The sequence below is a fragment of the Streptomyces sp. NBC_00984 genome (assembly GCF_045162475.1).
Lineage (GTDB): Bacteria > Actinomycetota > Actinomycetes > Streptomycetales > Streptomycetaceae > Streptomyces.
Window position 1 is genome coordinate 6,183,023 of sequence record NZ_CP108734.1, and the last position, 14,184, is coordinate 6,197,206.

Genomic DNA, 14,184 nt, shown 5'->3' on the forward strand with positions numbered 1-14,184 from the left:
CAGCCTGGTACCAGTGTGTCTTTATCCTGGTACAAGCAGCACCTGGCAGAGCGCCGGGCGGTTCGGCAGGCTGGAGGCATGACGACGATGGCGAGCGATCTGCCCGATGTGCGCGTGGTGCCGGGCATCCCGCCGGCCCCGGGGCGGGAGGAGCTCTCCGAGCCCGACGTCCGGCGGCACGAACTCGCGGACTTCCTGCGCAGCCGCCGCGAGCGGATCACCCCCGAGCAGGTCGGTCTGGTCCGGGGCCGCCGCAGGCGCACCCCGGGCCTGCGCCGCGAGGAGGTTGCCCAGCTCTCCGCCGTCGGCGTCACCTGGTACACCTGGCTGGAACAGGCCCGCGACATCCAGGTCTCGCCCCAGGTGCTCGACGCGCTGGCCCGCGCCCTGCTGCTCGACCGCAGCGAACGCGGCCATCTCTTCTCGCTCGCCGGTGCCGTCGACCCGTCCCCGGGCGCGGACTGCCCGAGCGTGACGCTCGGACTGCGCGAGATGCTGCGGCAGCTGGACCCGATCCCGGCCTGCATCCAGAACAGCCGGTACGACATCCTCGCGTACAACCGGACGTACGGCAGGCTGCTCTGCGACCTGGACGCGGTCGCCCCCGAGGACCGCAACTGCATGATCCTCGCCTACACCAACGCGGAGTGGCGCTCCGCCCTCGTCGACCTCCCCGAGGTGAACCGGGTGATGGCCGCCAAGTTCCGCAGGGCGATGGCCGAGCATCTGGCCGAGCCCGCCTGGAAGGCACTCCTCGGAAGGCTGGAGGAGACCTCCGCGGAGTTCCGGGAGATCTGGGCACGGCACGAGGTGGTGGGCGCGGGCGGCCGGACCAAGATCTTCCGCAACGCCCATGTCGGACTGCTCCGCCTCGAACACACCGACCTGTGGCTCGGCCCGTCGAGCGGTCCGCGCATGGTGACGTACGCCCCCGCCGACGAGGAGACCAGAGAGCGCCTCCGGCGTCTTCAGGCCCTGGAGCTCGCCGAGGCCTGATCCCCGGCCGGTGCGCCCGTCGGCTTCTCCAGCCGCTGCGCGGTCCGGCGCGCGGTCTCCCGCGCCCAGCGCCCGCTCGTCAGCGCCCCCACCAGCAGCACGCACAGCCCGCATCCGCCGAGGATCCACCAGGCGGGCTTGCTCGCGTCCACGAAGGCCACCGCGTACCCGGCGCCGCGCGGCGACCCGGTCCCGGCCACGCCCGCCGCCAGTACCGCACCGATCACGGCGACCCCGAGCGTCCCGCCGATCTGCCGGCTGGTCGAGGCCACCGCGGCCGCCACCCCGGCCTGCGAGCGCGGCATCCCGGAGACGGCCGTGTTGGTGATCGGCGCGTTCACCATGCCGAAGCCGAGGCCGAACAGCACATAGCCGGTGAACAGCAGGAAGTTGTCCGTCTCCGCGTCGAACACGGCGAACAGCAGCCCGCACGCCGTCATGGCCACGCCCGCCACGAGCAGCGACAGCCGTGGCCCCCGGCTGCCGACGAGCCGCCCGGACAGCGGTGCGCAGACAAAGGTCAGGGCGGCCATCGGCAGCATGTACAGACCGGCGTGCAGCGCGCTCAGCCCGCGCACGTTCTGCAGATACAGGGTGTTGAGGAAGAGGAACCCGCTCAGCGCGGCGAAGGCGCAGACCGCGATGACGGTGGCGCCGCTGAACGGGGCGCTGTGGAAGAAGCGCAGATCGATGAGGGGCTCGGCACGCCGGGGCTCGTACCGCAGCAGCCCGACGAGGGAGCACACGGCGAGCGCGGTGAACACCAGGATCCGCGGCGAGGTCCAGCCCGCCGAGGGCGCCTCGATGATCGCGTACGTCAGCGAACCGAGCAGCCCGATCACCAGCAGCTGCCCCACCGGGTCGGGGCGGCGCGGCTTCGGGGCGCGGGACTCGGGGACGTACCGCCAGGTGAGCAGGAGCGCGGCGATGCCGACCGGCAGATTGATCCAGAAGATCGACCGCCAGCCGACCGAGTCCACCAGCAGACCGCCGATCACCGGGCCCGCCGCCATGGAGATGCCGACGACACCGCCCCACACCCCGATGGCACGGGCCCGCTCGCGCGGGTCGGTGAAGGTGTTGGTGATGATCGACATCGCGACGGGGTTGAGCATCGAACCACCCACCGCCTGCACCATCCGGAACGCCACCAGCAACTCCAGGTTCGGCGCCACGGAGCAGAGCAGCGAACCGAGGGTGAAGAGGACGAGCCCGATCTTGAACACCTTCCGGCGCCCGATCCGGTCGGCGGTGGAGCCCGCGAGCATCAGCAGCGAGGCCAGGACGAGGGTGTAGGCGTCGATCGTCCACTGCATGCCGGCGACGGTGGCGTGCAGTTCCTTCTGTATGGACGGCAGGGCGACGTTGAGCACGGTGTTGTCGAGACTGACGATCAGCAGACTCATGCAGCAGATCGCCAGCACCAACTGCCGTCGGCGGTGACTGAGCTCGGGCATACATGGATAGTACGGTTAACTAACGAACTCCGCTGCCGGAGAGCCGGGCTCCGTACGCGACAATGGAGCAATGACCACGCTCGCCCCCTCGCTCCCGCTGCTCCGGATCGGCCCGCACACGGTGCAGCCGCCGGTGGTGCTCGCCCCCATGGCCGGCATCACCAACGCCCCGTTCCGCACCCTGTGCCGGGAGTTCTCCGGCGGCAAGGGACTGTTCGTCAGCGAGATGATCACCACCCGGGCGCTGGTCGAGCGCAACGAGAAGACCATGCAGCTGATCCACTTCGACGCGAGCGAGACCCCGCGCTCGATCCAGCTGTACGGAGTGGACCCGGTCACCGTCGGCAAGGCCGTCCGCATGATCGTCGACGAGGACCTCGCCGACCACATCGACCTGAACTTCGGCTGCCCGGTCCCCAAGGTGACCCGCAAGGGCGGCGGCTCGGCGCTCCCCTACAAGCGGCCGCTGCTGCGCGCGATCCTCAACCAGGCGGTCTCCAACGCGGGTGATCTGCCGGTCACGATCAAGATGCGCAAGGGCATCGACGACGACCACATGACCTACCTGGACGCGGGCCGGATCGCGGTCGAGGAGGGAGTCACGGCCGTCGCCCTGCACGGCAGGACGGCCGCCCAGCACTACGGCGGCACCGCCGACTGGGACGCCATCGCCCGGCTCAAGGAGCACGTCCCGGAGATTCCCGTGCTCGGCAACGGCGACATCTGGTGCGCGGACGACGCCCGCCGGATGATGCGCGAGACCGGCTGCGACGGCGTGGTCGTGGGCCGCGGCTGCCTGGGCCGCCCCTGGCTCTTCGGCGATCTGGTGAGCGCGTTCGAGGGCACGGAGACGCGGCAGGCGCCGGAGCTCCGGAAGGTCGCCGAAGTGATGCTGCGGCACGCGACCCTGCTGGGGGAGTGGATCGGCGACGAGACGCGCGGCGTGATCGACTTCCGCAAGCATGTCGCCTGGTACCTCAAGGGCTTCTCGGTCGGTTCGGAGATGCGCAAGAAGCTCGCGATCACCTCGTCGCTGGCGGAGCTGGGCGGGCAGTTGCAGGAGCTGGACCTGGACCAGCCGTGGCCGGACGGCGCGGACGGGCCGCGCGGGCGCACTTCGGGCAACAACCGCGTCGTGCTGCCGGACGGCTGGCTGAAGGACCCGTACGACTGCGCGGGCGTGAGCCCGGACGCGGAGCTGGACACCTCGGGCGGCTGAGCGCCGGTCCGCCGGGGGCGGCACCGGGCCTTTCCCCGGCCTCCGGCCCAGCCCCGACCCCGGCCCTTCCAGGCTCTCCCCGGCCCTTCCAGGCACGCGGCGCCACAGGCACCGCGTGCCTCTTCTTTTGCCTCGCTCATCTGAGCGTCATATTCGGCCGGATTCGGCGGTAGTCCGGCCGGTGGGCGACTCGAACGGGCCGACAACATGCGTCGCACGGTGATTCCGTTCACACTCGGGCCACTTCGGTGATCGCCGCGTGACGGGCAGTTGCCGATCGGGCGTCCGGATGGTGACATCTGAGCGCCGACCGTAGAGTGATTCTCGCCACCCTGAGAGTCGGCATGCTCAGATGAGCGCAATTTCGAGGGCTTGACTTCTCAAATGATGGCACTCCGTGCCAGGGGCCTCCACTTTGATCGATCGACGCTTCCACTGCACTGCGTGATCGAACTGGCGGAAGTCCCTAGCCCTGAGTGATGATTCGTTCAAGAAGTGAAGACATGGCTCCGATCGGGCGGCAGGTCACGTCACTTTCGATCTGCTGGCGGACGGGTGGTTGAGGCCTCATGACGCGCAAGTGGACGTACCCAGACACCTTCGATCTGGGTATGTTCCTCGCCGTCAGGGCAGCCACCGCGTCCTCGAGGAGTCGAGACCCGTGTCGGAAAACAAAGATCCCCACGTAACCACCCCGGAATCCCGGGAGCCCCAGGGCGAGAAGTTCGTTTATGACTTCACCGAGGGCAACAAGGATCTGAAGGACCTCCTCGGCGGCAAGGGTGCGAACCTCGCCGAGATGACCAACCTCGGGCTCCCCGTCCCTCCGGGATTCACCATCACCACCGAGGCGTGCAAGGTCTACCTCGAAAGCGGCGAAGAGCCGGCCGCGCTGCGTGCCGAGGTCAGCGCGCACCTCGACGCGCTCGAAGCGCGGATGGGCAAGAGGCTCGGCCAGGCCGACGATCCGCTGCTGGTCTCGGTCCGCTCCGGTGCGAAGTTCTCGATGCCCGGCATGATGGACACGGTCCTCAACATCGGCCTCTCCGACGAGTCCGTGGTCGGTCTCACCGCCCAGGCCGGCGACGAGCGGTTCGCGTGGGACTCCTACCGCCGTCTCATCCAGATGTTCGGCAAGACCGTCCTCGGTGTCGACGGCGACCTCTTCGAGGAGGCGCTGGAGGCGGCGAAGGAGGCCAAGGGTGTCACCGTCGACGTCGACCTCGACGCGGCCGACCTGAAGAAGCTGGTCGAGCAGTTCAAGAAGATCGTCGCGCGGGACGCCGGACGCGACTTCCCGCAGGACCCGCGCGAGCAGATGGACCTGGCCATAAAGGCCGTCTTCGACTCGTGGAACACCGACCGGGCCAAGCTCTACCGCCGCCAGGAGCGCATCCCGGGCGACCTCGGCACGGCCGTCAACGTCTGCTCGATGGTCTTCGGCAACCTCGGGCCCGACTCCGGTACGGGTGTCGCCTTCACCCGCGACCCGGCCAGCGGTCACCAGGGCGTGTACGGCGACTACCTGCAGAACGCGCAGGGCGAGGACGTCGTCGCCGGTATCCGCAACACCGTGCCGCTCGCCGAGCTGGAGTCGATCGACAAGAAGTCGTACGACCAGCTGATGCAGATCATGGAAACCCTCGAAACGCACTACAAGGACCTGTGCGACATCGAGTTCACCATCGAGCGCGGCCAGCTGTGGATGCTCCAGACCCGGGTCGGCAAGCGCACCGCCGGTGCCGCCTTCCGGATCGCGACCCAGCTCGTCGACCAGGGCCTGATCGACGAGGCCGAGGCGCTCCAGCGGGTCAACGGAGCGCAGCTCGCGCAGCTGATGTTCCCGCGCTTCGACGACGAAGCGAATACCGAGCTGCTCGGCCGGGGCATCGCCGCGTCCCCGGGCGCCGCGGTCGGCAAGGCCGTCTTCGACTCGTACACCGCGATCAAGTGGTCCCGGTCCGGCGAGAAGGTCATCCTGATCCGCCGCGAGACCAACCCCGACGACCTCGACGGCATGATCGCGGCCGAGGGCATCCTGACCTCGCGCGGCGGCAAGACCTCGCACGCCGCCGTCGTCGCCCGCGGCATGGGCAAGACCTGTGTCTGCGGCGCCGAGGACCTGGAGGTCGACACCAAGCGCCGCCGGATGACGGTGGGCGGCCGGGTGATCGAGGAGGGCGACGTCGTCTCCATCGACGGCTCCACCGGCAAGGTGTACCTCGGCGAGGTCCCCGTCGTACCGTCCCCGGTCGTCGAGTACTTCGAGGGCCGGATGCACGCCGGCGCCGACGACGCCGACGAGCTGGTCGCCGCCGTGCACCGGATCATGGCGTACGCGGACCGGGTGCGCCGGCTGCGGGTGCGGGCCAACGCCGACAACGCCGAGGACGCGCTGCGGGCCCGCCGCTTCGGTGCCCAGGGCATCGGTCTGTGCCGCACCGAGCACATGTTCCTCGGCGAGCGCCGCGAGATGGTCGAGAAGCTGATCCTCGCGGACACCGACGCCGAGCGCGAGACCGCGCTGGAGGAGCTGCTTCCGCTCCAGAAGGCCGACTTCATCGAGCTGTTCGAGGCGATGGACGGACTGCCCGTCACCGTACGGCTGCTCGACCCGCCGCTGCACGAGTTCCTGCCGGACATCACCGAGCTCTCGGTGCGGGTCGCGCTCGCCGAGTCCCGCAAGGACGCCAACGAGAACGACCTGCGTCTGCTCCAGGCCGTGCACAAGCTGCACGAGCAGAACCCGATGCTCGGTCTGCGCGGGGTCCGTCTCGGGCTCGTCATCCCCGGCCTGTTCGCCATGCAGGTACGGGCCATCGCCGAGGCCGCGGCCGAGCGCAAGAACGCCAAGGGCGACCCGCGCGCCGAGATCATGATTCCGCTCGTCGGCACGGTCCAGGAGCTGGAGATCGTCCGCGAGGAGGCCGACCAGGTCATCGCCGAGGTCGAGGCCGCCACCGGTACCCGGCTGAAGCTCACCATCGGCACGATGATCGAGCTGCCGCGCGCCGCGCTGACCGCGGGCCAGATCGCCGAGGCCGCGCAGTTCTTCTCCTTCGGTACGAACGATCTGACCCAGACGGTGTGGGGCTTCTCCCGTGACGACGTGGAGGCCTCGTTCTTCACCGCGTACCTGGAGAAGGGCATCTTCGGGGTGTCGCCGTTCGAGACGATCGACAAGGACGGCGTCGGCTCGCTGGTCCGCAGCGCCGTCGCGGCCGGCCGGGCCACCCGCCCGGACCTGAAGCTCGGCATCTGCGGCGAGCACGGCGGAGACCCGGAGTCGGTGCACTTCTTCCACGAGGTGGGTCTGGACTACGTGTCCTGCTCCCCGTTCCGCATCCCCGTCGCCCGTCTCGAAGCGGGCCGGGCGGCGGCGGGTTCGGCCGGCAGCGACAGCCGCTGACCCGGCGCCGGACCATCTGACCCTCCGCCCCGGAGCCGCCGCCGGCGCATCACGACCCTCAATGGCTCGGCGGCAACTCCGGAACACCCGGAGACGGCGGCACCCTGTGCGGGGGTGCCGCCGTCTCGTTTTGTTCTGGGGAAAATCGTTGTTCGACGTTGTTCCTTTTCTTCACCCATGAGACAGAGTTCGTTCAATAAGCAAAGAATTAGGCAGGGAACGGACCGGGATGCGGTCCATGGATCCCCATCCATGGACCGCACCCGGGTTACCCCCGTCGGGTACGGTGCCGCACCGGCGCCCACCGCCGCCGGGTGAGCGAAACCCCCCACGGCCTTCACTCGCCCTTCCGGTGGTGCCGGATTCGTGCCCGACGCCGTACAGCTTTTCGGGTGATGGCGGGTCGGTGCGAGGCGTTTCACCTCTGGCCGAAACCCCGTGGTGACGTGCTGTTACGGATCACCTACCCTGGGGTGGGGGTAGTTGCAGGTGCAACAGGTGGGGGACCGGTGCTGCGTATCCATATGTCCGGAGCGGACCTTTCCAGAGTGCGGATGGCCACCCGGCCGGACGCGCTGTGGGAAACCACTCTGAGTTTCCATCGGCTGAGGGACCGGCGCGGTTCCGCGGTGTTCGGGAAATGGCGTACGGAAACCCGGCGTCGGTTGAATGGTGAAGTACGCCTGCTGTCCGCGGTGATACCGCCGCGCGGCTATTTCCCGGATTTTCTGACGCCTTCTCAGGAAAGCGGCGAACCGTACGGCATCGACGCGGGAATGGCGGCATTACGCGGCACCCCGCCCGGCCGGGTCCTCGCCGAACTCGCCCTGCTCGGCGCCGAACGCCGCGACGCGGTCCGCTCCCCGGACAACCGCGCCGAACCGCTCGGCCGGCTCGTCGACGTCCTGCGCAGCTACCACCGCGCCGCCATCGAGCCGTACTGGCCGCACATCCGGGCCAGCGTCGAGGCCGACCGCGCCGTACGCGGCCGCGCCCTCCTGGACGGCGGCGCGCACGAACTGCTCGCCTCGCTCCCGCCGATGATCCGCTGGCGGCCCCCCGTGCTGGAGGCGGACTACCCCGTCGACCGCGAGGTCCGTCTGGACGGACGGGGGCTGCTGCTCCAGCCGTCCTTCTTCTGCCGCGTCACCCCGGTCGTCTACCGCGACCCGCGACTCCCGCCGGTCCTCGTCTACCCGGTCACCCACTCCCGCGCCCCGGTCTTCGCCGAACCGGGCCCCTGGCTTGGCCGGCTCCTCGGCAACACCCGCTCGACGGTCCTGAGCGCCATAGGGAACGGCTGCACGACCAGCGAGCTCGCCCTCCGGGCCGGAGTGTCCCTCGCCTCGGCGAGCCAGCACGCCTGTGTGCTGCGCGAGGCGGGCCTGATCCACACCCTGCGGCACGGCGGCTCGGTCCTGCACACGCTGACGCCCCTGGGCGGATCGCTGCTCCGGGGCGGCGCACCGCTCGCCATGTCCTGAGGCGGGAGACACCCGGCGGCAGGCGGGGCGTCGGCGCGGCAGGCGGGCGGGGCTCTCCGGCGCGGCATGCGGGCGGGGCTCCGGGGCGGCAGAATTTTCTTCGCGGGCAGCGATGAGTTCCGGGAAGCCCCGCCGTCTACCAGTCGTACACGTTCGAACAACAGAGAGAGCGAAGCGGCCATGCCTCAGATGATCTTCGTCAACCTGCCGGTCAAGGACCTCGAAGCGGCCAAGGCCTTCTTCGGCAAGCTGGGTTTCTCGTGCAACCCGCAGTTCACCGACGAGAACGCCGCGTGTCTCGTCATCAGCGACACCATCTTCGCGATGCTCCTCACCGAGCCGCGCTTCAAGGAGTTCACCAAGAAGGAGATCGCCGACTCCTCGAAGTCCACCGAGGTCATCCTCGCCCTGAGCGCCGAGAGCAGGGAGAAGGTGGACGAGCTGGTCGACACCGCCCTCGCCTCCGGCGGATCCCCCGCCAACGAGACGATGGACTACGGCCACATGTACGGCCGTTCCTTCCAGGACCCGAACAACCACATCTGGGAGGTCGTGTGGATGGACCCGGCCGCCGTCCAGAGCTAGGGCGTGTTTTAGAAGTAGCGTCGTCCGCCCGGAGGGCGGGTCTCGCGGGGTCTGGCGCGTGCGATCGCAAGGCGCCGGGGTGCCCTCGTAGCGGAGCTACTAGGGCATTTCGGCAACGCGGCGAGCGTGCGTGTCAGACCCCGCGAGACAGACGGGACTTCTCAAACACGGCCTAGGACTCAGGGGGCGAGGTCCGGATACGTCACCCCCGTGAGCTGCTCGGACGCCACCCAGAGCCGCTCGCTCGTCACGTCGTCGCGCGTCCAGCCCGCCCGCCAGGAGGGGGCGGGCGCGCCGCGCCAGCCCAGCAGTGCCGGCCCGGTGAAGGAGTCGGGGCGCACGCCGGGCGCGGTGGCCGCGTACAGCGTGGGCAGCGCACCGGCCGAAGCGGGCTGGGCGATGATCCGGTTGCCGAGCTCGAAGACCCGCTCCACCGTCCTGCGGTTCTCCATCCGGGCGGCGGCGGACTGCAGATTGGTGGCCGCGTATCCCGGGTGCGCGGCGGCGGCCACCAGCCGGGAGCCGGCCTTCGTGAGCCGTCGCGCCAGCTCGTGGACGAAGAGCAGATTGGCGGTCTTCGAGCGGCCGTAGGCGATCCAGCGGCGGTAGTTCCGCTCGCCGTTGAGATCTCCCATGTCGATGTCGGACAGCGCGTGCATCCCGCTGGAGACGGTCACCACGCGGGCGCCGGGGGTGTCCAGGAGCCTGGGGAGCAGCAGCCCGGTCAGGGCGAAGTGCCCGAGGTGATTGATGCCGAACTGCCTCTCGAAGCCGTCGGCCGTCGTCCCGTACGGGAGGGCCATCACGCCCGCGTTGTTGATCAGCAGATCGAGCCGGTCGGGTACGTGCGTCGCGGCGAACGCGCGCACCGAGCCCAGATCGGCCAGATCGAGCGGTACGAACGCCACGTCCGCGCCGGTCACGGCCTTCCGGATGCGGGACTCGGCCTCCCTGCCGCGCGTCTCGTCACGGCAGGCGAGCAGGACCCGCGCCCCGCGCCGGGCCAGCTCCCGGGCGGTGTTGAGGCCGATGCCGCTGTTGGCTCCGGTGACCACGGCCGTACGGCCGCTCTGGTCCGGGATGTCGTTCGCGTTCCAGCCGTGGCTCATGGGCCCAGCGTACGGCCGCCCGGGAAGCTCAGGTTTGGCTCAATCGGATGGACGGGGCACGGATCGCGTCCTTAAGGTCGCGATCATGCCCGACATAACCTTTACCGCCCTGGTCGTCCTCTGCCTCGCCGCAGCCGCCGCAGGCTGGATCGACGCGGTGGTCGGGGGCGGCGGACTGCTTCTGCTGCCCGCGCTGCTCCTGGGGCTGCCGCACGTCCCGGCCGCTCAGGTACTGGGCACCAACAAGGCGGTCGCGATCGTCGGTACGTCGGGCGCCGCCGTGACGTACGTGCGCAAGGCTCCGGTGAAGGTCGGGACCGCGCTGCGGATCGGGCTCGCGGCGCTGGCCGGATCGATGGCGGGCGCGTTCTTCGCCGCCGGGATCAGCAGCGAGGTGCTCCGGCCGGTGATCATGGTGGTGCTGCTGGCCGTCGCGGCGTTCGTGATGCTGCGGCCCTCGTTCGGCCGGGACACGGACGACGGTGCGCGGCAGCGGGTCACCCGGGCCCGTACCGTCACCGCGATCGTGCTGGTCGGCGGCGGCATCGGCTTCTACGACGGGCTGTTCGGCCCCGGCACGGGGACGTTCCTGGTGCTGGCGCTGACCGCGGTGCTCCACCTCGACCTGGTGACGGCGTCCGCCACCGCCAAGATCGTCAACGTCTGCACCAACGGCGGCGCGCTGGCGATGTTCGCCTACCAGGGCAGTGTGCTGTGGCAACTGGCCGCGCTGATGGCGGTGTTCAACCTGGCGGGCGGGCTCCTCGGGGCGCGGATGGCGCTCAGGAAGGGCAGCGATTTCGTCCGTGGCGTGCTGCTGGTCGTGGTGTTCTCGCTGGTCGCGAAGCTGGCCTTCGACCAGTGGACGGCCTGAGCGGCGGATGCCCGGTGGCCGGGTTCACCGGACGGAGGTCAGGTGCGCGTACGCCACCACATTGCCCTCGTATCCCGTCTCCTTCGAGAAGCCGCCGCCGCAGGTGATCAGCCGAAGCGAGGCGAAGGACGAGGCGCCGTACACCCGTTTGTCGGGGAAGTCGTCGTTCTTGTAGACCTCGATCGCGTCGAGGGAGAAGACGGCGGTGCGGCCGTCCTGGCGGACCACCTCGACCGTGCTGCCCTTCTGCAGGGCGCCCAGGTCGTAGAAGACCGACCGCCCCTGCGCGTTGTCCACATGACCGGCGACGAACGCGCTGCCCCTGGAGCCCGGGGGAGTGCCGTCCCGGTACCAGCCGACGATGTTGCGGTTCCCGGCCGGCGGCACATCGAGACTGCCGTCGGACCCGAGCCCGAGACGCATCATCGGTGCGTCCACCCGGATGCTCGGGATGCGGATGCGTACGGGGGCCGAGGGCTTCAGCGGTTCGGCGACCGGGGATCCCGGCTGCGGCTCCGGGCCGCCGGCGAAGGCCTGGGCGGCGGTCGGCCGGGGCGGGACCAGCTGGGTGTCGGCACCGTTCCGGATCAGCCAGACACCCGCCAGCGCTGCGATGACCAGCGGCCAGCCCTTGGCCTTCTGGGACACGGTCGTCCTCCCGGTGACGGAATGGGAACGGTCCCGTCCCGGTGGCGCGCGGCCACCGGGACGGAGACCAGGCGGTACGGAGACGTGAATCCGTCTCCGTCAGCCGGCTCCCTGCGTGCCGCTCGCCCGGCGACGCAGGAGCCAGGCTCCGCCGACGGCGGCCGCGGCGAGAACGCCGGCGCCCGCCGCGATCTGGGTGGTGTCGGGCCGGACGCTGCCGCCGACTCCGGTTTTGACGTGCCCGCTGGGGGCGTCACCGGGGCTGTGCCCGGAGGACGACGAGTCGTCGCGCCCCGACGAGGAGCTGTCGCGCCCGGAGGAAGACGAGTCCTCGCGCTTGCCCGAACCCTCCTCCTCGGACGGGCCCTGGCTCTCACGCCCGCCCGAGCTGTCGTGCCCGGACGAGGACGAGTTGTCCTGTCCTGACGACGAGTTGTCGCGCTCCGACGACGAGCTCTCGCCCCGGTCCGTGTCCTCGTCGCCGGACGGGTTTTCGCGCCCGCTCGGTTTGTCGACTCCGCCCCCGGAGTCGAGCAGCGAGGGCAGGTTGAGGCCGGAGAGGTTGTCGAGGCTGAACGGGTTGTCCGTGCCGGACCCGGTGCCGGACCCGGTGCCGGACCCCGTGCCGTCGCCCGAGCCTTCCTCGCCGTCGGCCCGTGTCCCGAGGCCGCCGGTGGTCCGGGACGCGGTCTCGGCCGCACTGCTCCGCAGTGCGCCGGCATCACCTGCGTACGCGGGCGGCCCGGCGGTGAGGAAGCCGAGCGTGGCTATGGTGACCGCGGATGCGGCGGTTCCGGTCACTAGGCGGACAGGACGCATGGGGGGTTCCTCCGGCGATGGCGCGAGTAGGTGTGTCCTGACCCCGAGCTAACGGGCGGTCCGCCGCTCATGCCTGCTGACACCGAGTCAGCTTTCACTCGAACGGACCGGCGCGCCCTCCTTGCCAAGGTGTATTCGCGCAGGTCGCAGCGGTGATCGAAGTGGCCGGGGTGGGTGCCGTGCCGCCCGGTGCCGATCGGGTGATGCCGCCCCGGAAGAAAGTGGCGTACGTCACATGCATGACCTTGCGGGTCCCGGGCACACGTCTCACACCCCCCACGGGACGGTGCACGAGGCCGCCCCCGGCCGCCGCCCTCGCCGGGTCCATCCCCCCTGGACCCGGTGAGGGCGGATTCGTGCCGGAGGGGTCGTGCCGCACGCGCACGGTCGCGACTTCCGGTCGATTGCTGCGGCAACATTTCGGCCATGTGGCGAGAACGGTCAAACTCTGGTGCCGGTCCACGGACGCGGACTAGGTTGACGCTCGCACATTCGTGCTCGTGTTCCGCACTCAGAAAGCCCTCGCCGCAGATGCATACGCCTCCTATGCCCCGCACCCCTGAGGTGCATCTCCCACGTGCGGGGAGGAGGTACCGGACATGGTGCGCTATGTGATCCGCAAGGCGACCGGCTGGCTCCTGATGATCGTGGTCGCGACCAACGCCACGTACTTCCTGGCCAGTTGGTTCCTGGACCCCCGGTCGAACTTCAAGGAGCTCCGTCCGGTCCGCACCGAGGCCCAGATAGACCGGGCCCTCGCGCCGTACAACCTGAACCCGCAGGAGCCGCTGGTGCACCGGTGGTGGGACTGGTTCACCTCGGTGGTGTTCCACTTCGACTGGGGCAAGTCCCCCACCGGCGTCTCCGTCAACGGAGAGATCGGCTACCGGGCGCTCATCAGCGGGGAGTTGGTCATCATCGCGACCATCCTGTCCGTGGTCATCGGCGTCACGCTGGCCGTGTACACCGCGTCGCGGCAGTACGGCTGGGCCGACCGGATCTCGCAGGCCGTGTCCATCGCGGTGTTCAACGTCCCGACGTCCGTCGCCGCGCTCGCCGTGGTCTTCGTCGCCATCTGGCTGAACCAGCACGCCGGGCTGCACTTCCTCTACGTGGCCGGGGAGAACTCACCCAACGTCGAGGGGCTGCTCCCGACGATCGGCGATCGCCTGCTGCATCTGATCCTGCCGACCCTGAGCCTGACGCTGATGGGCTACGTCGGCTATCACCTGACGCAACGTTCGCTGCTGCTGGACACGATCAACGCGGACTTCGTACGCACCGCCCAGGCCACCGGGCTCACCCGGTCCAAGGCGATCCGCAGGCACGCCCTGCGCGCCGCGCTCATTCCGACGGCGACATCCGTGGCGTTCAGCATCCCGGCCATGTTCACCGGCGCCGTCATCACCGAAACGATCTTCGGCTGGAACGGCATGGGCCGTTACTTCATCCAGACCATCGGCAAGAACGACGTGCACGGCACGGTCGCGACAGCAGCCTTCGCCGCTGCCCTGACCGCGATCGGCGCGATCCTCGCGGATGTCGCCACCGTCTTCCTCGACCCCCGAGTGAGGGTGAACTGAC

11 protein-coding genes are annotated in these 14,184 nt (G+C 69.8%); 7 read left to right on the forward strand and 4 right to left on the reverse strand.

Going from position 1 to position 14,184, the window contains the following annotated elements; translation table 11 throughout:
• Positions 1 to 78: 78 nt before the first annotated feature.
• On the forward strand, positions 79 to 996 hold the full coding sequence (locus tag OG520_RS27620; protein WP_399326551.1) for a helix-turn-helix domain-containing protein: 918 nt from the start codon (positions 79 to 81) through the stop codon (positions 994 to 996).
• Here OG520_RS27620 and OG520_RS27625 read toward each other — a convergent pair.
• Positions 969 to 2,453: an MFS transporter gene (locus OG520_RS27625; protein ID WP_406014985.1), complete on the reverse strand. Its 1,485-nt coding sequence runs from the start codon at positions 2,451 to 2,453 to the stop codon at positions 969 to 971. The two genes, OG520_RS27620 and OG520_RS27625, sit on opposite strands and share 28 nt — an antisense overlap.
• 70 nt (positions 2,454 to 2,523) lie before the next feature.
• On the opposite strand from OG520_RS27625, the gene dusB reads away from it, so the two are divergent.
• From dusB to OG520_RS27645, 4 genes are all read left to right on the forward strand, one after another.
• On the forward strand, positions 2,524 to 3,672 hold the full coding sequence (gene dusB / locus OG520_RS27630; RefSeq protein WP_266419473.1) for a tRNA dihydrouridine synthase DusB: 1,149 nt from the start codon (positions 2,524 to 2,526) through the stop codon (positions 3,670 to 3,672).
• A 661-nt stretch (positions 3,673 to 4,333) separates the two neighbouring features.
• The gene (ppdK, locus tag OG520_RS27635; protein WP_406014986.1) at positions 4,334 to 7,081 is read left to right on the forward strand and encodes a pyruvate, phosphate dikinase; all 2,748 of its coding nucleotides are present in this window, start codon (positions 4,334 to 4,336) and stop codon (positions 7,079 to 7,081) included.
• 509 nt (positions 7,082 to 7,590) lie between these two features.
• Entirely contained in the window at positions 7,591 to 8,565 is a 975-nt protein-coding gene (locus OG520_RS27640) for a transcriptional regulator (protein WP_399326544.1), read from the forward strand.
• 180 nt (positions 8,566 to 8,745) lie between these two features.
• Positions 8,746 to 9,150 carry a VOC family protein gene (locus tag OG520_RS27645; protein ID WP_399326542.1) on the forward strand — a complete coding sequence of 135 codons (405 nt, stop codon included), beginning with the start codon at positions 8,746 to 8,748 and terminating at the stop codon, positions 9,148 to 9,150.
• A gap of 179 nt (positions 9,151 to 9,329) precedes the next feature.
• Here the strand turns inward: OG520_RS27645 and OG520_RS27650 are convergent, their stop codons facing one another.
• Positions 9,330 to 10,259, reverse strand: coding sequence for an oxidoreductase (locus OG520_RS27650; RefSeq protein ID WP_406014987.1), 930 nt, complete (start codon positions 10,257 to 10,259; stop codon positions 9,330 to 9,332).
• An 85-nt stretch (positions 10,260 to 10,344) separates the two neighbouring features.
• On the opposite strand from OG520_RS27650, the gene OG520_RS27655 reads away from it, so the two are divergent.
• A complete protein-coding gene (locus OG520_RS27655; protein WP_399326538.1) occupies positions 10,345 to 11,133 on the forward strand; it encodes a sulfite exporter TauE/SafE family protein in 789 nt (262 codons plus the stop codon).
• A gap of 24 nt (positions 11,134 to 11,157) precedes the next feature.
• On the opposite strand, the gene OG520_RS27660 is transcribed toward OG520_RS27655, so the two are convergent.
• Together OG520_RS27660 and OG520_RS27665 are read right to left on the reverse strand one after the other, a co-directional pair.
• Positions 11,158 to 11,781, reverse strand: a complete 624-nt coding sequence (locus tag OG520_RS27660; RefSeq protein ID WP_399326536.1) for a class F sortase — start codon at positions 11,779 to 11,781, stop codon at positions 11,158 to 11,160.
• A gap of 99 nt (positions 11,782 to 11,880) precedes the next feature.
• A complete protein-coding gene (locus OG520_RS27665; protein ID WP_406014988.1) occupies positions 11,881 to 12,600 on the reverse strand; it encodes a hypothetical protein in 720 nt (239 codons plus the stop codon).
• Positions 12,601 to 13,199: 599 nt separating this feature from the next.
• On the opposite strand from OG520_RS27665, the gene OG520_RS27670 reads away from it, so the two are divergent.
• Positions 13,200 to 14,183, forward strand: a complete 984-nt coding sequence (locus OG520_RS27670) for an ABC transporter permease (RefSeq protein WP_406014989.1) — start codon at positions 13,200 to 13,202, stop codon at positions 14,181 to 14,183.
• Position 14,184 lies beyond the last annotated feature (1 nt).